The 22,154-nt window shown below is 62.8% G+C and carries 19 protein-coding genes and 1 other RNA gene; 9 read left to right on the top strand and 11 right to left on the bottom strand.

What is annotated here, in order from left to right; translation table 11 throughout:
- Positions 1–71: 71 nt before the first annotated feature.
- The 4 genes from C8C92_RS23445 to C8C92_RS23430 form a co-directional block, all read right to left on the bottom strand.
- On the bottom strand, positions 72–2,333 hold the full coding sequence (locus tag C8C92_RS23445) for a TonB-dependent siderophore receptor (RefSeq protein WP_116745374.1): 2,262 nt from the start codon (positions 2,331–2,333) through the stop codon (positions 72–74).
- Between the two features lie 272 nt (positions 2,334–2,605).
- Positions 2,606–5,002, bottom strand: coding sequence for a TonB-dependent receptor (locus tag C8C92_RS23440; protein ID WP_116745373.1), 2,397 nt, complete (start codon positions 5,000–5,002; stop codon positions 2,606–2,608).
- 91 nt (positions 5,003–5,093) lie between these two features.
- Positions 5,094–6,173, bottom strand: coding sequence for a FecR domain-containing protein (locus tag C8C92_RS23435; protein WP_243420334.1), 1,080 nt, complete (start codon positions 6,171–6,173; stop codon positions 5,094–5,096).
- A gap of 8 nt (positions 6,174–6,181) precedes the next feature.
- Entirely contained in the window at positions 6,182–6,667 is a 486-nt protein-coding gene (locus C8C92_RS23430; protein ID WP_207781038.1) for a sigma-70 family RNA polymerase sigma factor, read from the bottom strand.
- Between the two features lie 168 nt (positions 6,668–6,835).
- Here C8C92_RS23430 and C8C92_RS23425 point away from each other — a divergent pair, with 168 nt between their 5' ends.
- Positions 6,836–8,467 (top strand): alpha-D-glucose phosphate-specific phosphoglucomutase, encoded by a 1,632-nt coding sequence (locus C8C92_RS23425; RefSeq protein WP_116745371.1) that lies wholly within the window; start codon positions 6,836–6,838, stop codon positions 8,465–8,467.
- Between the two features lie 51 nt (positions 8,468–8,518).
- On the opposite strand, the gene C8C92_RS23420 is transcribed toward C8C92_RS23425, so the two are convergent.
- Together C8C92_RS23420 and C8C92_RS23415 are read right to left on the bottom strand one after the other, a co-directional pair.
- Positions 8,519–10,057, bottom strand: a complete 1,539-nt coding sequence (locus tag C8C92_RS23420; RefSeq protein WP_165829528.1) for an oligopeptide:H+ symporter — start codon at positions 10,055–10,057, stop codon at positions 8,519–8,521.
- Between the two features lie 118 nt (positions 10,058–10,175).
- A complete protein-coding gene (locus C8C92_RS23415) occupies positions 10,176–10,757 on the bottom strand; it encodes a GNAT family N-acetyltransferase (protein ID WP_116745370.1) in 582 nt (193 codons plus the stop codon).
- A gap of 74 nt (positions 10,758–10,831) precedes the next feature.
- Here C8C92_RS23415 and C8C92_RS23410 point away from each other — a divergent pair, with 74 nt between their 5' ends.
- Positions 10,832–12,082 (top strand): MFS transporter, encoded by a 1,251-nt coding sequence (locus C8C92_RS23410; RefSeq protein ID WP_243420333.1) that lies wholly within the window; start codon positions 10,832–10,834, stop codon positions 12,080–12,082.
- Positions 12,083–12,086: 4 nt separating this feature from the next.
- On the opposite strand, the gene C8C92_RS23405 is transcribed toward C8C92_RS23410, so the two are convergent.
- The 3 genes from C8C92_RS23405 to groES form a co-directional block, all read right to left on the bottom strand.
- Positions 12,087–12,596 carry a hypothetical protein gene (locus tag C8C92_RS23405; protein WP_116745368.1) on the bottom strand — a complete coding sequence of 170 codons (510 nt, stop codon included), beginning with the start codon at positions 12,594–12,596 and terminating at the stop codon, positions 12,087–12,089.
- A gap of 224 nt (positions 12,597–12,820) precedes the next feature.
- The gene (gene groL / locus C8C92_RS23400) at positions 12,821–14,470 is read right to left on the bottom strand and encodes a chaperonin GroEL (protein ID WP_010400981.1); all 1,650 of its coding nucleotides are present in this window, start codon (positions 14,468–14,470) and stop codon (positions 12,821–12,823) included.
- A gap of 50 nt (positions 14,471–14,520) precedes the next feature.
- Positions 14,521–14,811: a co-chaperone GroES gene (gene groES / locus C8C92_RS23395; RefSeq protein ID WP_010400979.1), complete on the bottom strand. Its 291-nt coding sequence runs from the start codon at positions 14,809–14,811 to the stop codon at positions 14,521–14,523.
- Between the two features lie 526 nt (positions 14,812–15,337).
- Between groES and C8C92_RS23390 the strand changes: the two genes are divergently transcribed.
- The 5 genes from C8C92_RS23390 to C8C92_RS23370 all read left to right on the top strand — a co-directional run bounded on the left by C8C92_RS23390 (position 15,338) and on the right by C8C92_RS23370 (position 17,737).
- Positions 15,338–16,084, top strand: a complete 747-nt coding sequence (locus tag C8C92_RS23390; RefSeq protein WP_116745367.1) for a hypothetical protein — start codon at positions 15,338–15,340, stop codon at positions 16,082–16,084.
- Between the two features lie 129 nt (positions 16,085–16,213).
- Entirely contained in the window at positions 16,214–16,504 is a 291-nt protein-coding gene (locus C8C92_RS23385) for a DUF904 domain-containing protein (protein ID WP_306594795.1), read from the top strand.
- On the top strand, positions 16,504–16,815 hold the full coding sequence (locus C8C92_RS23380) for a cell division protein ZapA (protein WP_034747344.1): 312 nt from the start codon (positions 16,504–16,506) through the stop codon (positions 16,813–16,815). Before C8C92_RS23385 ends, C8C92_RS23380 begins: the two co-directional genes overlap by 1 nt.
- Positions 16,816–17,004: 189 nt before the next feature.
- Positions 17,005–17,182, top strand: a non-coding RNA gene (gene ssrS / locus C8C92_RS23375) — 6S RNA.
- A 90-nt stretch (positions 17,183–17,272) separates the two neighbouring features.
- The gene (locus tag C8C92_RS23370) at positions 17,273–17,737 is read left to right on the top strand and encodes an EVE domain-containing protein (RefSeq protein ID WP_116745366.1); all 465 of its coding nucleotides are present in this window, start codon (positions 17,273–17,275) and stop codon (positions 17,735–17,737) included.
- A 9-nt stretch (positions 17,738–17,746) separates the two neighbouring features.
- Here the strand turns inward: C8C92_RS23370 and lgt are convergent, their stop codons facing one another.
- Positions 17,747–18,577 carry a prolipoprotein diacylglyceryl transferase gene (gene lgt / locus C8C92_RS23365; RefSeq protein ID WP_116745365.1) on the bottom strand — a complete coding sequence of 277 codons (831 nt, stop codon included), beginning with the start codon at positions 18,575–18,577 and terminating at the stop codon, positions 17,747–17,749.
- A gap of 79 nt (positions 18,578–18,656) precedes the next feature.
- Positions 18,657–19,568 carry a LysR family transcriptional regulator gene (locus C8C92_RS23360; protein WP_116745364.1) on the bottom strand — a complete coding sequence of 304 codons (912 nt, stop codon included), beginning with the start codon at positions 19,566–19,568 and terminating at the stop codon, positions 18,657–18,659.
- A 173-nt stretch (positions 19,569–19,741) separates the two neighbouring features.
- Between C8C92_RS23360 and ilvD the strand changes: the two genes are divergently transcribed.
- Positions 19,742–21,613: a dihydroxy-acid dehydratase gene (gene ilvD, locus C8C92_RS23355; RefSeq protein WP_116745363.1), complete on the top strand. Its 1,872-nt coding sequence runs from the start codon at positions 19,742–19,744 to the stop codon at positions 21,611–21,613.
- 224 nt (positions 21,614–21,837) lie between these two features.
- Positions 21,838–22,149, top strand: coding sequence for a c-type cytochrome (locus tag C8C92_RS23350; RefSeq protein ID WP_099762392.1), 312 nt, complete (start codon positions 21,838–21,840; stop codon positions 22,147–22,149).
- Positions 22,150–22,154: the final 5 nt, after the last annotated feature.

The raw sequence follows: 22,154 nt of genomic DNA, 5'->3' as shown, positions 1-22,154 counted from the left end.
GTGTATCCCTTATCTTTTTATGTGAATGGAAAAAGCGGCCGCGTTCCCTGGGGACTGTGGCCTGCGATGCATCAGTACTGGTAGCGCAGGTTCAGCGCCACGTTGCGCGGTTCGCCGTAATAGCCGCCGTTATAGAAACCCACGCGGCGGAAATACGTCTTGTCGAACAGGTTGTTGACATTCAGGCTGGCCGAGAGTTTCGGGCTGATCTGGTAGCGCGCCATCAGGTTGGCCAGCACGTAGCTGCCCTGGCTGACCCGGATTTTGCTTTTGTTCGGCAGGGTGGCCATCGTCCAGATTTCGTTCTGCCAGTTCAAGCCGCCGCCGATGGTGAGATTTTGCAGCTCGCCCGGCAGGCGGTAGGTGGTCGAGACGCGCAGCATGTTGGTCGGCTGGATGGTGTTGGTCACCACGCCCTTGCCCGTCTTTGATTTGCTGTGCGTGTAGCCGGCGAACAGCTGCCAGCCGCTCAAGGGACTGCCCGACACTTCCGCCTCGTAGCCGCGGCTTTTCGTGCCCTTGCCCGTCGAGACATAGGGGCGGCTGCCGTCCGGCAGCAGAAAGGTCAGCGGCACCGATCTGTCTTCCTCGCCCAGGTTGTCCTGCTTGGCTTCATACACGGCGAACGAGGCGTTCACGGCGCCGTCGAAGAAGTCGCTCTTCACGCCCGCTTCCACGTTGCTGCCCGTGATCGGGTCGAGGAAGGCGTTGTTCTTGTCCTTCAGGTTTTGCGGCTTGAACAGGTCCGTATAGCTGGCGTACAGCGACGTGCTCTTGCTCACATCGAGCACCATGCCCGCATATGGCGTGACGACATCGTCCGTCTTGTAGGCGGAACTGCGTTTCACAAAACGGCCCTGGGTATCGTAGCGGTCGTTATAGGTTTCCCACCTGGAAACGCGCGCGCCGGCCAGCACCTTGAAGCTGTCCGTGACATTGATGCGCGTGGCGATGAAGGCACCCGACTGTTTGGTGGTGGCGACGTCGCGCGCACCCGTGCGCGTGAGCGCCGGCTCGGGTACGTCGCCCGTCCAGTTGCGGAAGTCGGGGATGGTGGTGGCAAATGGTAGCGGATCGGGCAGCAAGGTTTCATTCGTCGTGCCGACGCGCTTCCAGCCGTTCACGCCCAGCACCAGGTCGTGCTGGCGGCCGAACAGGGGGAAGGTGCCGTTGGCCGACAGGTCGAAGTTGTCCTGCTTTTCATCGTAGGGGAAGGCGCCGCTCCAGACTTCCAGGCCGCTGCCATCGCGTTTCGGATAGCCGCTGCCGCCGTAAAACAGCTTGCCGTTCGAGGAGCTGTCCAGGCGCCCGTAGGCGGCCTTGATCTTCCAGTCGTTGGCGAAGCGGTGTTCGAGATAGACATAGCTGTTCTGGAACTCGCGCTCCCAACTGCTCCACTTGGCCGCCATGTTGAACGAGCGGGGCATGTTGGCGGGCGTGCCATCAGAGAAGAACAGGGGCGTGGTGCCCCAGCTCGTGCCTTTCGGTGTGTTTTTCTGGTAGTCGATACCGGCCGTCAGCAACGTTGCAGGCGTCAGATCCGCCTCGACGATGACGGCGCCCACCAGCTTGCGTTCCTTGTACAGGTCCATGTAGGAATGGCGGTTCTGGCCTGCCACCACGACGCGCCCGCGGATGCTGCCGTCCGCATTCAATGGCGAGCTGATGTCGCCCTCCAGACGGACCTTGTTCCAGGAACCCACGGTCAGGCCGGCCGAGGCGGCGAACTCCTTGCCGGGGCGTTTGTGCAGCATGTTGATGGTAGCCGACGGATCGCCATTGCCGCTGACCAGGCCCGTGGCGCCGCGCACTATTTCGATGCGGTCATAGATGGCCGTGTCGAACAGCGCATTGGAGCCGGAATTGACGGCCACGCCATCGATCTGGTAATTGCCGATGGAAAAGCCGCGCGCCGAAAAGTTCGTGCGTTCGCTGTCGTTTTCCTGGACCGTCACGCCCGTCGACTGCACCAGCACCTCGGCCAGGCTGTTCAAGCCCATGTCGTCCATGCGCTGGCGCGTCACCACCGAGATCGATTGCGGCGTTTCGCGGATCGACAGGCCCATGCGCGTGGCCGTGGCCATCTGCTTTGTCGTGTAGGAACCCGTGTGCTCGGTCGATGCCTGGTCTTGCTGGCCCACTACCTTGATCTCGCTCAAGGTGGCTTCATCGGGCTTGGCCGGCGCCTCGGCAGCCAGGGCCGCGCCGGCGCCCAGCGCTGCCGTCAGCAAGGCGGAATGCACGGCAACGGCCAGCGGACGCAGGGCGATGTGGCCAACGGGTGGGGAAAACGGGCCGGTAGCGATACCGGCCAGCGAACGTGCTCGCGCCATGAAACATCCTTCTTCTCGTGTGCCACCGTCGAGCGGCTGGCGTTGTTGGTATGGGAGGCTTGCTTGGCGGTGGTGCCTGGCTGGCGCAGTCTGTCATCCAGCCGCGCATCAGTCAGGCGACTGTGTGCAGGCTCCGGTGGGAGTCGTAAATGTGAATGAGAACTATTCTTATTATAGTGTGGGGTTGCGAGACATGCAAGAGTACGATGTGGTAAACGAGCACGGCCGCCCCATTGCTGGCGGCGGCCGTGTATGCGCAGGAGCGCGGGCGTTTACAGCTGGCCGCGCAGGGTCAGCATGGCATTGCGTGGTTCGCCGTAAAAGTTGGAACCGTAGGCGGCCCACACGCGCGTGTAGTATTTCTTGTCGAACAGGTTGTTCACCGTCAGCGACAGCTCCAGCTTGGGACTGAGGCGGTAGCCAGCCTGCAAGCCCACCGTGGTGACGGGCCCCTGCGCAAATTTCACAGGGCCGTTCAGGCGGTACATGCTGCTGACGCTGCGCAAGCCGCCGCCCACGCTGATCTTGTCGAGCGCGCCGGCCAGCCGGTAGTTGGTCCACAGATTGACATTGTGGCGCGGCGCGATGAAGGTGTACAGCTGCGCCTTCTGGTCGTCGCTGCCTTCGAGGGTGCGCGTGCTGGTGTAGGAATAGCCGCTCGTGATGTTCCAGCCCGGCAGGGGGCTGCCGCTCAGTTCGGCTTCCATGCCCTGGCTGCGCATCTTGCCGGCGCCGATGGAAAACAGCGGATTGGCCGGATCGGGCATGACGCGGTTTTCATCTTCCATGCGGAACAGGGCCGCATGCGCATTGACGTTCTTGTCGAACAGCTCCGCCTTCAGTCCCAGTTCGAATTGCTGGCCCGTGCGCGGTTTCAGGGTCTGGCCGGCAGCGTCCGTGGTGCTCTGGGGCGAGAAGATGCGCGTGTAGCTGGCGTAGGCCGAGACCTGCTTGTCGAGCTCGTAGACCAGGCCCGCATACGGCGTGAATTTCGCATTGATGGTGTTGCTGACATCGGTGAACTGGTTGAAATACGCATTGCGGTTGACGGTGTGGTTGTCCCAGTGCGTCAGGCGCCCGCCCAGGTTGACGGCCAGCCGGTCCGCCACCTGCAGGCGGGTGCGCGCGTACAGGCCGAACTGCTTCGTGCGGTTGTCATTGCCGTTGGAAAAGGTGTAGCTGGGCCGGGCTATATTGTTATCAGGATGGACAATATTGATCGGTGCATTGTCTCCGCCGCCATACTGGAAATTCTTGTGCACCTGGCGGTAGTCGGCGCCCACGATCAGGTCATGGCTGCGGCCAAACGCCTGGAACGGCGTAGCCAGGTAAGCATCCAGGCCCTGCGTCTTCCAGTGGCTGCGGTAGTTCCAGCTGATCAGGCAGCTGTTGCCCGTGACGGGGTCGGCCGAGCAGTCGGACCAGCCGAAATTGCGCGACGGTTCATCCTGCTCACGGTACAGGGCGGTGACCTTGAACTGGCCGCCGTTGTCCAGTTTATGGTCGAGTTCGGCAAAATACTCGGTGACCTTTTCCGTGATGTGGTTCCAGGCGGGGTCCAGGTAGGTGGAGCGGGGCACGTCGAGCAGGCGCCCGTCTTCATACGCGGGCAGGCCGAAGGCGGGACGGCCCTTGTATTCCTGCCAGGTGACGCCGCCCGTCAGCACGGTGCCCGGCGCCACATCGACGGCAACGGTGCCGTACAGCAGCGGTTTTTTCGCATACACGTGGTCGACGAAGGAGCGCCGGTGTTCATACGCGGCCACCAGGCGGCCGCGCACCTTGCCATCCGCGCTCAGGGGGCCCGTGACGTCCGCTTCCGCGTAGTAGCGGTCCCAGGAACCTGCGCTGAGCACGCCGCTGGCGGTGTAGGTGTCGCGCGCCCGCTTGCGCACCAGGTTGATGGTGCCGCCCGGGTCGCCCGCGCCCTGGAACAGGCCGGCGGGGCCGCGCAGCACTTCCACGCGGTCATAGATGGCCAGGCCGAAGCCGGCCGACAGGTCATTGCCCGTGCTGGCCGGCGTCATCACGCCATCGACCTGCACCGCATCGAGCGCATAGCCGCGCGAGTAAAAATTGCCGTGGTTGCCGCCCGTGCTGCTCGCTTCGACGGTGATGCCCGTCACGCCGCGCATGGCGTCGTCCAGGCTCAGCAAATTCTGGTCGTTCAATTGCTGGCGCGTCAGCACGGAGACGGACTGGGGAATCTCGCGCAGGCTTTGCCGGCCCTTGCCGATGCTCACCGCCTGCGCCGCATACGACTTGGTCAGCTCGGTATCCGTCGTCGCCTCCTGGCGCGCGCTGACGGTGATTTCCGCCAGGGTCGCCACCTTGCCCGTGGCGGCGGGCACCGGACGGATGATGACGCTGTTGCCGTCGATGCTGGCGGCCAGGCCGCTGCCGGCCAGCAGGCGTTCCAGGCTGTCGGTCACGCTCAGCGTGCCGCTGACGGCCGGTGCCGTCTTGCCGGCCACCAGTTCGGGCGCGAACAGCAGTTGCAGATTGGCTTGCCGCGCCAGTTCATTCAGTGCCTGGCCCAGCGGCTGGGCGGCGATGGCCAGCTTGACGGTGGGCGCCGTTTGCGCCTGTGCCAGGGGGATGCTGCCCAGGGCCAGCATGGCGGCCAGGGCGAGGGGAGCGGGTGTCAGATTGAGGCGGGGGGACCACATGTTGCATTTCTCCAGGTTAATTTGTTGTCGATTAACTTGGTAGACGCGGCAGTGCGCCAAATCCTCACCTGCGAATGCGAACTATTTGCATTTATTTTTCAGGCCGCCGCATCGCAGGGGCTTGCGCCGGCATTTTTGCCGCCATGCGGATCTCGCTGACGGCACCATCGCGTACGACGTGGACGGGCAGCAGCTGCGGCAAGGCAGCGGCGAAGCGGTCGAGCTGGGCCAGGCTGAAACTGCCGCCGATGCGCAGCTTGGCCACAGCGGGATCGCGCACGACCAGGCCCGTGTCGCCATAGCGCTCGAATTCGGCCAGCGCCGCGCCCAGCGGCACGTTGTCGAAGGTGATTCTGCCGCTGCGCCAGGGCGCCACGCTGCCTGGGGCCAGGCTGGCGATGGCCGACAGGCGACCACCGGCATCGCTGCTGACGCCCTGGCCGGCCCGCAGGTCGACCAGGTCTTGCCGCGCGCCCGCCACGCGCACCTGGCCATGTTGCACGGCCACGCGCAGCTGGCCGTCGTGGGCCACGGTGTTGCGCACGGAAAACTGCGTGCCCACCACCGTCACTGTCAAGGGGCCGCTGAGCACGTTGAACGGTTGTCCTTGCTTCGCTTGCACCTGGAACAGCGCTTCGCCGTGTGCCAGACGCACTTCGCGGCGCTTGCGGTACACGGTGACGTGCAACTGCGTGGCCGTATCGAGCTGCATGCTGCTGCCGTCGGGCAGGGCAACGGCCAGGTGCTGGCCGCGCGCGGTGGCATACGCCTGGCTGAACGTGGGTTGCTGTTGCCACCACTGGTAGCCGCCCGCGCCCACGCTGAGCAGCAGCATGGCGGCGGCCGCATACGGCAGCACGCGCAGCGAGCGCAGAAGCGGGCGGCGGGGGGATGGCGCTGGCACGGTCCAGCGGGCGGCCATGTGCGCGGGAACCCGGCGCGCCGCGCGATAGCTGTCTTGCAACTGGGCATACGCGTGCGCGTGCTGCGCATCGGCCGCCAGCCAGGCGGCAAACTCGGCCTGCGCATCAAGGCTGCCGCGCCGGCTGAACCAGGTGGCGGCCGCCAGCGCCACGCCATCTTGTGTGGCGGCAAAGTCGGCGTACTCGCGCAAGTCCGCCTGCTCCTGGGCGGAGGGACCGAAAGCATGGCGGGGCGGGTGGGCGGTCATGGGCGCCATTATGTGGCTTCCCGCAAAGAATGCAACTGCGCCTGGCAACTGAGCATGCCGCGCGCGATATGTTTTTCCACCATGCTCACGGAAATGCCCATGCGCGCGGCGATTTGCGCGTGCGGCAATTCCTCGAAGATGTGCAGCACGAAGGCGTCGCGGCAGCGGGGCGGCAAGGCGTCGATGGCGGCCACGCAGGCTTGCCAGTCCTGGCTGCTTTCCAGCGCCTGCTCCGGCTGCAAATGGCGCGGTGCGGCCGGATGCGCGGTTTCCGGCAGGGCGTCGAGTTCCTCGTGCTGGCGCAAGGCGGCGCGCCGGTGCTGGTCGATCAGCAGGTTGCGCGCCGTGTGATACAGCAGCGCGCGCGGTTCGCGCACGGCCGCTTCGCCCAGCACGCGCGCGTAGCTTTCCTGCACCAGGTCGGCAGCGGCTTCGCGGTTGCGCAAGCTGCGCCAGCAAAAGTTCAACAGTTCTTGGTAATAGCGTGCAACCACGGCGTCCGATGTATGAGTCCGCAGCCAGGAATGCCGCATATGAGAATGATTCTCATTATATTGCATGCCGCGATGTCGCGCTAAGCGGCTTGCCGCACCGTGGCAGGCGTACAACGCTTTGCCCCGCGGCCAGCATCGGTTAACATGGGAAGTTAATAAGGAGGCAAGATGGCTATTCAAATTATCAATACGGCGCCGGTGGCTGGCCAGCGGCCCGGCACCTCGGGCTTGCGCAAGAAGGTGGCGGTCTTCAGCGCACCGCAATACCTGGAAAACTTCGTGCAAAGCGTGTTCGACACGCTCGGCGACTGCCATGGCCAGACGCTGGTGCTGGGCGGCGACGGGCGTTACTACAACCGCGCGGCCATCCAGACGGTGCTGCGCATGGCGGCCGCGCACGGCTACGCGCGCGTGCTGCTGGGGCAGGGCGGCATTTTGTCGACGCCGGCCGTCAGCTGCGTGATCCGCAAGCATGGCGCCAGTGGTGGCCTCATCCTGTCGGCCAGCCATAATCCGGGCGGTCCCGATGGCGATTTCGGCATCAAATACAACATCGCCAATGGCGGCCCGGCACCGGAAAAGGTCACCGAAGCCATGTTTGCGCGCACGCAAACCATCACCGAGTACCGCATCAGCGATGCGGCCGACATCGACCTCGATGCGCCGGGATTGACGCGCATCGAGCAGATGACGGTTGAAGTGATCGACCCGGTTCTCGATTACGCGGAACTGATGCAGCAACTGTTCGACTTCGACGCCATCCGCGCCCTGTTCGCGGGCGGCCTGCGCATCTGTTTTGACGGCATGCACGCCGTTTCCGGCCCGTATGCGACGGCCATCCTGGAAGGCATGCTGGGCGCGCCCAAGGGCAGTGTCATCAATGGCGTGCCCCTGGAAGACTTCGGCGGCGGCCACCCGGACCCGAATCCCGTCAACGCGCAGGAGCTGATTGCGCGCATGGCCAGCGACGATGCGCCCGACTTCGGCGCCGCCTCGGACGGCGATGGCGACCGCAACATGATCGTCGGCCGGCGCTTCGACGTGACGCCCTCGGACAGCCTGGCCATCCTGGCCGCCAACGCCACAGTGGCGCCCGGCTACCGTGCCGGCTTGAAGGGCATCGCCCGCTCCATGCCCACGTCGGGCGCGGCCGACCGGGTCGCTAGCGCGCTGGGCATTCCGTGCTACGAGACGCCGACGGGCTGGAAATTCTTCGGCACCCTGCTCGACGCCGGCATGGCCACCCTGTGCGGCGAGGAAAGCTATGGCACGGGATCGAACCACGTGCGCGAAAAGGATGGCCTGTGGGCCGTGCTGTTCTGGCTCAACCTGCTGGCAGAGAAAAAACAATCGGTGGAAGACATCGTGCGCGCGCACTGGGCCACGTATGGCCGCAATTACTACTCGCGCCACGATTATGAAGACATCGACAGCGCCGGTGCGCAGCAGCTGATGGACGCCGTGCGCGGCCAGCTGGCCGCCTTGCCGGGCCAGGTGCTGGGTGGCTACACGGTGGCGCTGGCCGACGATTTCAGCTACACCGACCCGGTCGACGGCTCGGTGGCGACGCAGCAGGGCATCCGCATCATCATGACGGATGGCGCGCGCATCGTGCTGCGCCTGTCCGGCACGGGCACCGAGGGCGCCACCCTGCGCCTGTACCTGGAGCGCTACGAAGCCGATGTCGCGCAACATGGCATCCCGACCCAGGCGGCGCTGGCGGGACTGATCGCCGTGGCCGAGCAGCTGGCGCAGATCCGCGCCCGCACGGGGCGCGACGCACCGACGGTGACGACGTAAAAAAAGGGCGCCCTCGGGCGCCCTTCTTGATTGCGGCAAATCAAACCGGCATCATGCTTTCGCCGGCACGGCCGCCTGGCGGTAGTTGTCGACCATCTTGTAGTTGCGTGCATACAGGCCGAAGGCCAGCATGGCCACCGCTGCAAAGGCGGCGAAGAAGAACATCTGGAAGGCCGTCACGCTGATGCCGCTTTCGGCGATCTTGCCGATCACGCCTTCGTTCATGACGCTGCGGTTGACGATCAGCACCCACAGGTTGCCCACCGTGGTCGACAGATTCCAGAAGCTCATGATGGCGCCCTTCATGGAGACGGGCGCCTGGCTGTAGGCGAACTCCAGCCCTGTCGCCGAGACCAGTACTTCGCCGAACGTCAGCAAGGCATACGGCAGGATCTGCCACATGATGGAGACGGCGTTGCCGCTGTCGAGGGCCAGCTGCAGCAAGCCGATGACGATCCATGCCAGCGAGGAAAAGCCGATACCGGCCGTCATGCGGCGCAGGGCCGTCGCTTCCAGGCCGAAGCGGTTCAGCATCGGGTACAGCACCAGGTTGTTGAACGGGATCAGCAGCATTACCAGCATCGGGTTCAGCGCCTGCATCTGCGCCGGCAGGAACCAGCTTGGTTTTTCCATGGTGTTCGCCTGCACGATCCACGTCGAAGCCTTCTGGTCGAACAGCGAGAAGAACGGCGTGACGAGGGCGAAGATGACGAGGATGCGCAGCACGGCGCGCACGCCTTCGACGGCTTCGTCGGGGTGGATGCCGCGCGCGCGTTCCAGCTGCATGGCCGTGCCGATGCTGCCGAAGGCCAGCAGCAAGACCAGCGCCGTACATGCGGAAATGACGAAGCCCCATTCTGGAATGCTGTAGAACGCGTACAGGGCGCCGATCACGCCCACGTAGGCGACGTACAGGCCAGGACGCGAACCGCCATCGACGCGCGCCAGCAGGGCCGTGCGGGCCACGCGGGTGAACGAGTCGGGATTCGGCGGCGCCGGCGGCACGTGCACGTATTTCTTGGCGCCCATCCAGAAGACGAGGGTGGCGGCCAGCATCATCAGGCCCGGGATGCCGAAGGCGATCGAGGGACCGAAGTCGCGCAGGAACATCGGCATCAGCAAGGACGCGAAGAAGGAGCCGAAGTTGATGATCCAGTAAAACAGGTCGAAGACCAGCTTGGCCTTGTGCTTGTTGGTCTGGTCGAACTGGTCGCCGACAAACGAGGCCACCAGCGGCTTGATGCCGCCGGAACCGAAGGCGATCAGGAACAGGCCGAAATAGAAGCCGTTGACGCTGTTTTCAAACAGGGCCAGGCAGGCATGGCCGGCGCAATACACGAGGCTGAGCCAGAAGATGGTGTTGTACTTGCCGAAGAAGCGGTCGGCCAGCCAGCCGCCCAGCAGCGGGAAGAAATACACGCCGATGACGAAGGTGTGGAACACGTGCTTGGCTTCGCCCGTGCGTTGGTCGATCGGGATCATCAGCAGCAAGGTGCTGATGAGGAACGGCGTCAGGATATTGCGCATGCCGTAAAAGCTGAAGCGTTCACAGCCTTCGTTGGCGATGATGTACGGTATTTGCCGCGGCATTTTGCCCGTGGCGGTTTGTGTCTCGGCCGATGACATTGGCTCTCCCCCAAGTTTTTTTTGTAAGCCGCGATGCTAAGGCCTGCCGCGTTTGCTTGCAACAGAAAAAACGGCCTGTCCGCTATTTCGCAGGGATTTGTAAGGTATTGATTTTCATAAAGACATTACTTTCGGCACTTGGGCTTGCACTTGCACTGGCACTGGCACGAGCGGGGCGGGGCAGCAACAGCTGCAGTGGCAGCATGCCCTCCGCTGCGGGACCGTCCGCCAGGGTAAAACCGCAGCCCAGGTACAGGCTCAACGCCGCGTGGTTGTCCTGCGCCACGGCCAGGCGAACGTGGGCCAGCTCGGGAATGGCGCAGGCATGGTCGATGGCGGCCTGCACCAGTTGCCGTCCCGCGCCGCGTCCACGCGCCTGCGGCGCCACATACACGCCCCACAGACTGGCCTTGTCATGCACGACGGCGATCGGTTCGCGGCGCAGGCCGGCAATGGCGATCAATTGTTCTTCGTTGAAAGCGCCAAATATAATTTGGTGCGAGGTGGCGCGCAAGCGCTGGGCGATCTGTGCCAGCGGCAAACCGCTTTCCGCTGCGTGCGTGGTGCAGAAGGCGGCGGGCAGTTCGGCGATGCCGGCCAGGCGCAGCGCGCGGTAGGCGCTGGCGTCGTCTGGTGCAAGGGGGCGGACAGAGGTGGCGGGCATGTGGACGAGTATCGCGCTTCGATGCCAGAAAGTAAACCTTGCCGTCCACCGCCGCCATCCTTAAGATCTGCCGCATGAAACCTGTACCGAACCCTTCCCCTGATATGTCCGCTGGCGCGGCCCTGACGCCGGCGCGCGAACGCGCGATGCTGTGGCTGCTGGCGCTGACGCAATTTACCGTCATCATGGATTTCATGGTGATGATGCCGCTGGCGCCCCAGCTGATGCAGGCGTTCCACATCGGTCCGGCGGCCGTCTCGGGCGCCGTGTCCGCGTATGCCTGGTGCGCGGGCCTGTCCGGCTTGCTGGCGGCCACGTATATCGACCGCTTCGACCGCAAGCAGCTGCTGTTGACCATGTTTTGCCTGTTTACCGTGTCGAACCTGGCTTGCGCGCTGGCGCCGAATTTTCATGTGCTGCTGTGGTCGCGCGCGTTTGCGGGGCTGACGGGCGGCGTGCTGGGCGCCATCGTCATGGCCATCATCGGCGACGTGATCCCCGCCGAGCGGCGCGGCGCGGCCACGGGCATCGTCATGACCTCGTTTGCCATGGCGGCCGTGGGCGGCGTGCCCATCGGCGTGGTGCTGGCCGCACACTTTGGCTGGGCCTCGCCGTTTTTCCTGCTGGTCGTGCTGTCGCTGCTGATCTGGCTGGGCGCGGCGCGCGTGCTGCCCTCGCTGACGGCGCACATGGGAGCGGCGCCCACGCCGCTGCGCCAGGTGCTGCCGAAGTTGCTGGCGCTGTTCCGGGAACGGCGCCACCTGGAAGCGTTTGCCTTGTCCATCGTTAACATGACGGCCGGCATGCTGGTCATTCCCTTCATCTCGCCTGTGCTGGTGGGCAATCTGGGGCTGGCGCCGGCCGACGTCACCTGGGTGTATCTGGCGGGCGGCTGCGCCACGATCTTTACGGCGCGCCTGATCGGCCGCTGGGCGGACCGGGTCGGCAAGCAGCAGGTGTACCGCTGGGTCTCCCTGATGTCGATCGCGCCGCTGCTGCTCATGACCCACTTGCCCCAGTTGCCGCTGCTGGCGCTGATGCTGGTGTTTCCGTTTTTTATGGCTCTCGTCTCGGGACGCACGATACCGCTGCAGGCGCTGCTGACGACGATCCCGGAGCCGCACAAGCGCGGCGCGTTTCTGAGTGCCAATTCGGCCTTGCAAAGCCTGGGCAGTGGCCTCGGTGCCTGGCTGGGCGGCCTGACCCTGCAGACGGACGCGGCCGGCCATATCAGCGGCTATGGCATCAATGGCTGGCTGGCGGCGGGTTTGTCGCTGTGGACGGTGTGGTGGGTGGCGCGCGTGCGCGGCGCGGCGCCGGCCTAGGGCGTTATTGTATGGCGATGCGCTGCATGGGCGCGCTGTCCTTGCGCCATTGTTCCAGGCTGATCAGGTCACCTGTGACGATGTCGTCGACGAGGATGCGCTTGCCATCGGGCGTGACGACAAAGCTTTCCCAGCGGTGGGCTGCGTCCGGCGTGCTTTCGAAAAAGCTCAGCTGATAGCTGGCGACGCCATCGACGAGGCGCGTCTCGGGCGACGTTTCCATTACGGCGCCATGCGCGCGGCCGCCCGATGCCTTTTCGATATGCGCCGACCACGCCTTGATTTCCGGCAACGCCAGCAGCGCATCGACGGCGCGCGCGTTCTGCTCCTGCGCCGCCTGGCTGTTCGCGGCCGGGGCATTGCTTGCGTGCGGCGCGCCCTGCTGGTGCACGTAGAAAGCGACTAGCCCGGCGGCCAGCAAGCCGGCCAGGATGCCGGCAATGATGGTGGTTTTGGAAGAAGAGGCGCGTGGCGGCATGATGGTGGCATGGGAAAGAAGGACGATGGCGGCCATGCTAAAGCAAAAAGTGCAGGCGGGCAATCGCCGGGCTTGCTAAATGGTATGGCCAAACGGGTTTGCCAAACGGGTTTGCCAAATACATCGGCGAAAAAAAAGCTACCTTCCGTAGAAGATAGCTTTCGGGGCTGCCGGGCAGGCGCTGGCAGCTTTTGGTCTGCCTGTCCTGTCCCGGCGATGCATCCCCGCGTGCCGTCGCCTGCGCGCGGGGATGCCGGACATTACATCATGCCGTCCATGCCGCCCATGCCGCCCATACCACCCATGCCGCCGCCCATGCCGCCGCCTGCTTTGTCGTCAGCGATTTCGCAGACCATGCAGTCGGTTGTCAGCATCAGCGAAGCGATCGAAGCGGCGTTTTGCAGCGCCGAACGGGTCACTTTGGCTGGATCCAGAACACCCATTTCCACCATGTCGCCATACGTGCCGTTGGCAGCGTTGTAGCCGTAGTTGCCCGTGCCAGCCAGTACGGCTGCCACGACGACCGAAGCTTCTTCGCCAGCGTTTTGCACGATCATGCGCAGTGGCTCTTCCATTGCGCGCAGGACGATCTTGATACCGGCATCTTGATCAGGATTGTCGCCCTTGACCGTGATGTTGGCGCGTGCGCGCAGCAGGGCTACGCCGCCGCCTGGCACGATGCCTTCTTCCACGGCAGCGCGGGTCGCGTGCAGTGCATCTTCAACGCGGGCTTTCTTTTCTTTCATTTCGACTTCGGTGGCTGCGCCAACCTTGATCACGGCAACGCCGCCAGCCAGTTTGGCGACGCGCTCTTGCAGTTTTTCACGGTCGTAGTCCGAGGTCGCTTCTTCGATCTGTACACGCACTTGTTTTACGCGTGCTTCGATCGATGCTGCTTCGCCGGCGCCATCGATGACGATGGTGTTTTCCTTGCCCACTTCGATGCGTTTCGCCTGGCCCAGTTCGGCCAGGGTCACTTTTTCCAGGGTCAGGCCGACTTCTTCAGCGATCACCTGGCCGCCGGTCAGGACAGCGATGTCTTCCAGCATGGCTTTGCGGCGGTCGCCGAAGCCAGGTGCTTTCACTGCGCACGTTTTCAGGATGCCGCGGATGTTGTTCACAACCAGGGTGGCCAGCGCTTCGCCTTCGATGTCTTCTGCGATGATCAGCAGTGGACGGCCAGCTTTGGCGACTTGTTCCAGTACCGGCAGCAGGTCACGGATGTTCGAGATTTTCTTGTCGCACAGCAGGACGAATGGGCTGTCCAGTACGGCAACTTGTTTCTCTGGGTTGTTGATGAAGTATGGCGACAGGTAGCCGCGGTCGAACTGCATGCCTTCAACGATGTCCAGCTCGTCGTTCAGCGACTTGCCGTCTTCCACGGTGATGACGCCTTCTTTGCCGACTTTTTCCATCGCTTCAGCGATACGCTCGCCGATCGAGTAGTCCGAGTTCGCCGAGATCGCGCCAACTTGGGCGATTTCTTTGGTCGTGGTGCAAGGACGGGCGATTTTCGCCAGTTCTTCGACGGTCGCAGCAACTGCTTTGTCGATACCGCGCTTCAGGTCCATCGGGTTCATGCCGGCGGCAACGAACTTCATGCCTTCGCGCACGATGGCTTGTGCCAGCACGGTGGCGGTGGTGGTGCCGTCGCCGGCGTTGTCGCTGGTGCGGGAAGCAACTTCCTTGACCATTTGCGCGCCCATGTTCATGAGCTTGTCTTTGAGTTCAACTTCTTTCGCTACCGACACACCATCCTTGGTGACGGTAGGGGCGCCGAACGAGCGCTCCAGTACGACGTTGCGGCCTTTCGGGCCCAGCGTTACTTTGACTGCGTTGGCGAGGATATTGACGCCTTCGACCATCTTGGCGCGCGCTGCGTCGCCGAATACTACTTCTTTAGCTGCCATGTTCAATTCTCCTGAGTTTCGGGATGTATCTGTCTACAACGTGGAAACAATTACTTGACGACGATCGCCATGATGTCTTCTTCGCGCATGACCAGCAGCTCATCGCCGTCAACTTTGACGGTTTGGCCGGCGTACTTGCCGAACAGGACGCGGTCGCCCACTTTGACATCCAGAGGACGGACTTTGCCGTCGTCGAGAATCTTGCCATTGCCTACGGCAAGGACTTCGCCTTGATCCGGTTTTTCAGCAGCTGCATCAGGAATGATGAGGCCGGACGCAGTTTTGGTTTCCTGGTCGAGGCGTTTGACGATGACGCGATCGTTCAATGGGCGCAGATTCATACAAAACTCCTTAAAGTTCAATGGATAAGTGTTGCTAAATGAATACATGTCCGGCACAGCGCCAGACCTGCTTTCAGTGACCGCCGTTGAAAGCAGCCCGCAACGGTCAAGCAAACCCCATGGCATCGGTGCGTGTCGGCTTGAGCAGTGGTGCATCGCGGCGTCGCCCGCCGCGTAGCGTTCCCTGCTGTTGTCCGGCATGCACCATCAGTCCTGAGGATTGCTACGAAAGAGTTTGTTAGCACTCTCTACTAACGAGTGCTAATTATAGGGACGGTAGGGGGCTTATTCAAGGGCTTATTCTCCGGGAAGATAAGCTTAGACGTTCCGCGCAGCCTGCATTTACGCAGGGTTTGCGCAAACGCAAGCCTCGCTCCCGGGCGTCAGCAACATCAGCGACTCTAGCATGCCCTCCGGGCGGACGGCGTTCCTGTACGCACAGGAAACAGAGTTTTACTATGGACTTTGATAAGATGATTAGAATTGCATATCAATATCGCCATTCGCACCTGAAAGCTCACTCACCATGCCATCGACTCTTTCCCGTCCCGCCCTGCGCCTACTGGGCGCCGCCGTCCTCGGTTTTGCCTGCCTGGGCAATGCCGCCGCGCACACGCCCAGCATCGCCGACGAGATCACCGTGGCCACCCTGACGCCGCAGGAAAAAGAGAGGCTGCTGGGCGATTTGTTCAACGACCTCAACAAGGACGACGACGACCAGGAAGCGCATGTGTGGGACAACGGCGGCGACAGTGGCGTGCTGGTGAAAGTCACGTATAACTTCAGCAACTCCGGCATGACGGAACACAGCCTGAAGGCACACATCTGCCGCGACCTGAAATTCGTCGTCACGGCGGGCGGCAAGTCGCAAGACCTGAGCCGGCGCACCTGTTCGCAAAACAGCGGCAAGTGGGACGTGCAGGGCAAGGACCCGGCGCCCGCCGTGTATCCGCCTTTCCTGTCCGACGTCACCATCGCCAAGCTGAATGCCAAGGAACAGCAAGCCTTGCTGACGGCCGCCGTGCGCACTTTGAAAGATGAAGAGGATGGCAAGACGCGCCAGTGGAGCAACAAGGGGTTGGGCAATGCAGTACCGCTGGCAGTGCGCCTGACGCCCTCGGGCACGGACGCCAAACCTGGCAGCTACCGCCGTACTTGCCGCGATTTGACGATGGTGCTTGACGGCAAGGGCGGACAACAGACGCTGGTGCGCCGCTCGTGCGAAAACCGCTATGGCGGACTCGATATCGAAGCCGATTACGTCGACGAGTAAAACGCTGCCATCGCGGCGCCGGCAGATGCGCGCACTTGGCGAAAAGCGCCGGAAAAAGCCTGTATTGTCCGCCAACTGCCCTGCATTGATGTAAATATGTGTGACAGCGGCGTGATTCGATTGACGCCCATGGAGCGTCCGCCCTATAGTGGCGGGATGATTTCCGAATTCAACGAATTATCCGACAAAATAGGCCTGCTGGCCGAAATGACCCATGCGCTGCGCCGTGAAAACGCGCAACTGCGCAAGGACAATGCCGCGCTGGCCGCCGAGAACGCCCTGTATGTGCAGCGCATGCGCGAGGCGCAGGAGCGGGTGGAAGCGTTGCTGGAAAAAATTCCCGAACTGGTGCAAGCTGGCCTGGAGCAAGCCGCTTCGGAAGCGGGTGCCTATATTGCCGAGAACGAGAAGGAAGCGTAATGCCGCGTGTCGATGTCAATATCATGGGCCAGTCCTACAGCATGGTGTGCCGCGACGGTGAAGAGCGCGCACTGCGCGAAGCGGCAATCTATCTCGATAGTAAAATGAAAGCCATCCGCGACGCGGGCAAGGTCAAGGGCAATGACCGCATCGCCGTGCTGGCCGCCCTAGGCGTAGCCGCCGAATTCCTCTCCGTGAAGTCGCCGCAAGGTCCGCTGTCGGAGTTGACGATCCTCGAAGTGAAGCAGAAAATCTCGGCCATGCACACGGTATTGGATAGCGCATTGACGCCCCAGGAAAACCTTTTTTAAACACCGAACCAAACCTGCTGCGCGTCGCGACTTGCGGCCTGCGATGCTCTCTGTGCATTCGCACAGTTGCGCTTCTCGACCACAATTCACTTCCGCTCGCTACGGTTTTGTTCGGTGTTATTAATTGGATTTTAAGCGGACACAGTACGATTTGTCTTTGCGATGCGCGAGCAAAGGAGTAAACTTGGGTCTACCCTGCGGTGTTCGCGATTGCCATATATTCCTTGAACCATTTATGCGCATCGGTTGCGAATTTTGTTTGATGGGAGTGAGCGTCGCTCGTTCGACGAACCCGAAATTGAACTAACGTGACCACCTTGAACCGTTTGGTTCGGGATGCCGGCATAGCGGCACAGGCGGGGCCTAATTTGCATTGCATTTGTAAGTACAACTGAAAACGGTTGCCGCATCATGCGCAACCGTTTTTTTACGTCTGTCGCTTTCACACGGAGTCTAGATGAAACAATATTGGCTGATGAAATCCGAACCCGATGAAGTAAGCATCGACGACCTGATGGCCGCGCCGCAGCACACCATGCCGTGGTTCGGCGTGCGCAACTACCAGGCGCGCAACTTCATGCGCGATGGCATGCGGCCGGGCGATGGCGTGCTGTTTTATCATTCCAGCTGCCCGCAACCGGGCGTGGCGGGCGTGGCCGAAGTGGCCAGCGGCGCGTATCCCGATCACAGCCAGTTTGAAGAGGGGGGCAAGTATTTCGACCCGAAGGCGACGCTTGAACAGCCGCGCTGGATCAGCGTCGACGTGCGCGGCGTGAAGAAGACGGCGCTGCTGCCCCTGTCCGAGATGCGCCAGATGCCGGAGCTGGAAGACATGCTGCTGTTGAAGAAGGGCAGCCGTTTGTCCATCACGCCGGTGACGCCGGCGCAATGGACGGTGATTACCAGCAGGTTGAAGGCCTAGGGCAGCCGATCAGGCGTCCGCCACGCGCGACTTGGTGGGCGGGGTGCCCATCACCTGGCTTTTGTATGCCCATACCAGCAGCGCGATGGCGCCGACGATCATCGGCAGCGACAGCATCTGGCCCGAGGTGATCGGCACGCCCAGCCACACGACTTCCCAGTCCGGCGTGCGGAAGTATTCCGTGAAGAAGCGCGCGCAGCCGTACAGCAGGGTGAACATGGCGCCCACGGCCATGCGCGGGCGCTGCTTGCGCGCATACAGCCACAGGATGATGAACACCAAAATGCCGTCGACCAGCATCTGGTAGAGGGGCGACGGGTGCACGGGATACGGAATGCCCGGCCACTGCATGGCCCACGGCAGGGTGTCCGGCGCAATGCGGCCCGGCAGTTCTGCATTGATGAAGTTGCCCAGGCGGCCGGCCGCATAACCGAGCGGCACCAGCGGGGCGATGAAGTCGAGCACGTCGAACAGGTTACGTCCCGCCTTGCGGCTCCACAGATACATGGCCAGGATGACGCCGAGGAAGCCGCCATGGAAGGACATGCCGCCATGCCAGACCATGAAGATCTCGAGCGGATTGTGCATGAAGTATGCGGGGCGGTAGAACAGCACTTCGCCCAGACGCCCGCCGATCACCACGCCCAGCATGCCGTAGAACAGCATGTCATCGAGGTCTTCCTTCTTCCAGCCCAGCACGGCGATGTGCGGCTGCTTGATGCGCACTCTGCCCAGGATAATGAACAGGGCGAAGGCCAGCACGTACATCAGGCCGTACCAGTGCACGGCGAGCGGGCCGATTTGTATGGCGATCGGGTCGGGCATCGGGTGGATCAGCATGGGGTTTCTTTCTTTGTTTAAAGCCAAGGTTGCGTAGTATGGGGGCGCTTGCGGTTTTTTGCCTTAGCGGCCACTTAATTTAATCGGCAGTCGCGCTGATCTGCTTGCGCAGCAGCGCCAGGAAACCTTGCAGCACGGCGGACGGATTGTCGCGGCGCCAGGCCAGGCCCGTTTCCACCAGCGGCGTGGCGTCCTGCAGCGGCCTGTATTCTACGCCCGGGCGCATCAGATTCGATACCGATTGTGGCACAAGCGCGATGCCCATGCCAGCCGAGACGAGGCTGACGATGGTTTGCATCTGGATCGCTTCCTGGCCGATCTGCGGCGTGATGCCGGCCGCGCGGAACACGCCGAGGATGGCGTCGTGCAGGGCGGGCGATATCGCGCGCGGGAAAATGATCAAAGGCAGGGGCGGCAAGTCGCGCAGGCGCACGGGGCCGGGCGTAGTCAATATGGCGAGGCCGGACGGCGCGGCCAGCACCAGCGCTTCGGCCAGTACGGGCAGGTAATCGAGCTCTCCCTTCGCCTTCTCGGGCAGGGGCGGGATCAACAGGCCTGCATCCGTGCGCCCGGCCAGCAATTCGTCAAGCTGCAAGTCGGAGGTGGCTTCCTGCAGCGCGATCTGCACTTGCGGATAGGCCGTCTGGTAGGCGCGCAGCAATGGCGGCAGCACGCTGTAGTCGGCCGAGGAAACGAAAGCCAGGCTCAGACGCCCCGCCTCGCCCCGCGCGGCCCGCCGTACCAGCGCGGGCAAATCGAGCGCCTGCGCCAGCAAGCGGCGTGCCTCGGGCAGCAGGGCCGTGCCTGCCGGCGTCAGCTGCACCTCGCGCCGGGTGCGCACGAACAGGGGCGCCCCCAGCAGCTCTTCCAGCGCCATGATGGTTTGCGACAGGGGCGGCTGCGTCATGTGCAGGCGCGCGGCGGCGCGGCCGAAGTGCAATTCCTCGGCAACGGTGACAAAATAGCGCAGCTGGCGCAGCTCAAGATTCATATGTGTTTCCATGCGGATTGATTGCTGTGATATGCCAAACGACTCACAGACATGTGCATCATATATTTGACAGTGGCGCGCGCACAAGGCAATCTGACGTACCCCCACTGCATGCAGGGTTTTGTAGACAATCCGCGCAGTCAGGCATCAATCATCCTTGGAAGGACCCCATCATGCCGCAATACCGCTCCCGCACCACCACCCACGGCCGCAACATGGCTGGCGCCCGCGCCCTGTGGCGCGCCACAGGCATGAAGGACGGCGACTTCGACAAGCCGATCATCGCCGTCGTCAATTCGTTCACCCAATTCGTGCCCGGCCACGTGCACCTGAAAGACCTGGGGCAGATGGTCGCGCGCGAGATCGAGGCGGCCGGCGGCGTGGCCAAGGAATTCAACACCATCGCCGTCGATGACGGCATCGCCATGGGTCACGGCGGCATGCTGTATTCGCTGCCCTCGCGCGACCTGATCGCCGACTCCGTCGAATACATGGTCAATGCCCACTGCGCCGATGCCATGGTGTGCATCTCGAACTGCGACAAGATCACGCCGGGCATGCTGATGGCCGCCATGCGCATCAACATCCCCGTCGTGTTTATTTCCGGCGGGCCGATGGAAGCGGGCAAGGTCGTCAAGGTGGTCAACGGCACGCAGAAGATCATCAAGCTCGATCTGGTCGACGCCATGATCAAGGCGGGCGACAGCAGCGTGTCCGACGCCGACGTGGCGGAAATCGAACGTTCGGCCTGCCCGACTTGCGGTTCCTGCTCCGGCATGTTTACGGCCAACTCGATGAATTGCCTGACCGAAGCGCTGGGCCTGGCCCTGCCCGGCAACGGCACGATTCTGGCCACGCACTCGGACCGCCAGCAACTGTTCCTGCGCGCAGGTCGTTTGATCGTCGAACTGGCCAAGCGCCACTACGAGCAGGATGACTACTCGGTGCTGCCCCGTTCGATCGCCACCAAGGCCGCGTTCGAGAACGCCATGGCGCTTGACGTCTCCATGGGCGGCTCGACCAACACCGTGCTGCACTTGCTGGCCGCCGCGCACGAGGCGGAAGTGGAATTCACGATGGCCGACATCGACCGCATCTCGCGCAAGGTACCGTGCCTGTGCAAGGTGGCGCCGATGACGGACAAATACCATATCGAAGACGTGCACCGCGCCGGCGGCATCGTGGGGATTCTGGGCGAACTGGCGCGCGCCGGTCTGCTCAACACCACTTTGCCGACCATCCACGCGCCGACGCTGGCCGACGCCATCGCGCAAAACGACATCATGTGCACGGATAACCCGGCCGTGCATGAACTGTTCCGCGCCGCCCCGGGCGGCGTGCCGACGCAGACGGCATTCTCGCAATCGGAGCGTTTTGCGGCCGTCGACATGGACCGCGCCACCGGCTGCATCCGCGACAAGGCGCATGCGTATTCGCAGGATGGCGGCTTGGCCGTCCTGTACGGCAACCTGGCCGAAAAGGGCTGCATCGTCAAGACGGCCGGCGTCGATGAAAGCATCTTGAAATTCTCGGGCAAGGCGCGCGTGTTCGAAAGCCAGGATACCGCTGTTGAAGCGATTCTGGCCGATACCGTGCATGAGGGCGACGTCGTCATCATCCGCTACGAAGGCCCGAAAGGCGGTCCCGGCATGCAGGAAATGCTGTATCCGACCTCGTACATCAAATCCAAGGGCCTGGGCAAGGCGTGCGCGCTGTTCACGGACGGGCGCTTCTCGGGCGGCTCCTCGGGCCTGGTGATCGGCCACGCTTCGCCGGAAGCGGCCGAAGGCGGCGCCATCGGCCTGGTGGAAGAGGGCGACTTCATCGACATCAATATCCCCGAGCGCAGCATCAACCTGCGCGTCACCGATACCGAGCTGGCCGCGCGCCGCGCCGCCATGGAAGCGAAGGGCGACGATGCCTGGCTGCCCGTCAAGCGCGAGCGCTACGTGTCGCAGGCGCTGCAAGCGTATGCGGCGCTGACGACGTCGGCCGACCGCGGCGCCGTGCGTGACCTGTCGCAGCTGAAAAAGCAGAAACGCTGATTTGTTGTATATGTGCGACGGCCGGCCCCGTTTGACTGTGCGGGGCCGTCTGTCGTTACATCGCCTTACAAACAACATGGTCATGCGTGCGCAGATGGGGCAGAATATGAGTGCCTAATCGCTACTACATTGCGTTACTACATTGAAACGCTTGATCTGGGCTCGTGGTGCATCTGCGGAAACACAGTAAAATGCCGCAGGAAGTAACTTTGGAGAAAAGACAAATGAAACGTTTTATGTTGGTGAGTGTATTGACCGTATCGGCTCTGGCATCGCAAGCAGCGTTGGCCAATCCGGACCTGGCAAAAGCAAAAAACTGCATGGCTTGCCATGCGGTGAGCACGAAACTGGTGGGTCCTGCGTATAAAGACGTGGCGGCCAAATATGCCGGTCAAAAAGACGCGGAAGCCAAGCTCGTGGCGAAAGTCATGAAGGGCGGTTCCGGCACCTGGGGCGCGATCCCGATGCCAGCCAATCCGCAAGTGAGCGATGCGGAAGCCCGCACCCTGGTTAAATGGGTACTGGCACAGAAATAATCTGT

This window comes from Janthinobacterium sp. 78 (genome assembly GCF_003096775.1).
Lineage (GTDB): Bacteria > Pseudomonadota > Gammaproteobacteria > Burkholderiales > Burkholderiaceae_D > Janthinobacterium > Janthinobacterium tructae.
The sequence above is the reverse complement of the archived record's forward strand: the minus strand, read 5'-3'. Positions and strand labels throughout refer to the sequence as shown.

Excerpts from the sequence above, each read along its gene's own strand:
- C8C92_RS23380 (WP_034747344.1), top strand. The coding sequence starts at position 16,504 with ATGCCGCGTGTCGATGTCAATATCATGGGCCAGTCCTACAGCATGGTG.
- C8C92_RS23410 (WP_243420333.1), top strand. The coding sequence starts at position 10,832 with ATGAAACCTGTACCGAACCCTTCCCCTGATATGTCCGCTGGCGCGGCC.
- C8C92_RS23420 (WP_165829528.1), bottom strand. The coding sequence starts at position 10,057 with ATGCCGCGGCAAATACCGTACATCATCGCCAACGAAGGCTGTGAACGC.
- C8C92_RS23385 (WP_306594795.1), top strand. The coding sequence starts at position 16,214 with ATGGAGCGTCCGCCCTATAGTGGCGGGATGATTTCCGAATTCAACGAA.
- lgt (WP_116745365.1), bottom strand. The coding sequence starts at position 18,577 with ATGCTGATCCACCCGATGCCCGACCCGATCGCCATACAAATCGGCCCG.
- C8C92_RS23440 (WP_116745373.1), bottom strand. The coding sequence starts at position 5,002 with ATGTGGTCCCCCCGCCTCAATCTGACACCCGCTCCCCTCGCCCTGGCC.
- groES (WP_010400979.1), bottom strand. The coding sequence starts at position 14,811 with ATGAATCTGCGCCCATTGAACGATCGCGTCATCGTCAAACGCCTCGAC.
- C8C92_RS23390 (WP_116745367.1), top strand. The coding sequence starts at position 15,338 with ATGCCATCGACTCTTTCCCGTCCCGCCCTGCGCCTACTGGGCGCCGCC.
- C8C92_RS23405 (WP_116745368.1), bottom strand. The coding sequence starts at position 12,596 with ATGGCCGCCATCGTCCTTCTTTCCCATGCCACCATCATGCCGCCACGC.
- C8C92_RS23370 (WP_116745366.1), top strand. The coding sequence starts at position 17,273 with ATGAAACAATATTGGCTGATGAAATCCGAACCCGATGAAGTAAGCATC.
- C8C92_RS23350 (WP_099762392.1), top strand. The coding sequence starts at position 21,838 with ATGAAACGTTTTATGTTGGTGAGTGTATTGACCGTATCGGCTCTGGCA.
- C8C92_RS23445 (WP_116745374.1), bottom strand. The coding sequence starts at position 2,333 with ATGGCGCGAGCACGTTCGCTGGCCGGTATCGCTACCGGCCCGTTTTCC.
- C8C92_RS23415 (WP_116745370.1), bottom strand. The coding sequence starts at position 10,757 with ATGCCCGCCACCTCTGTCCGCCCCCTTGCACCAGACGACGCCAGCGCC.
- groL (WP_010400981.1), bottom strand. The coding sequence starts at position 14,470 with ATGGCAGCTAAAGAAGTAGTATTCGGCGACGCAGCGCGCGCCAAGATG.
- C8C92_RS23360 (WP_116745364.1), bottom strand. The coding sequence starts at position 19,568 with ATGAATCTTGAGCTGCGCCAGCTGCGCTATTTTGTCACCGTTGCCGAG.
- ilvD (WP_116745363.1), top strand. The coding sequence starts at position 19,742 with ATGCCGCAATACCGCTCCCGCACCACCACCCACGGCCGCAACATGGCT.
- C8C92_RS23425 (WP_116745371.1), top strand. The coding sequence starts at position 6,836 with ATGGCTATTCAAATTATCAATACGGCGCCGGTGGCTGGCCAGCGGCCC.
- C8C92_RS23435 (WP_243420334.1), bottom strand. The coding sequence starts at position 6,173 with ATGACCGCCCACCCGCCCCGCCATGCTTTCGGTCCCTCCGCCCAGGAG.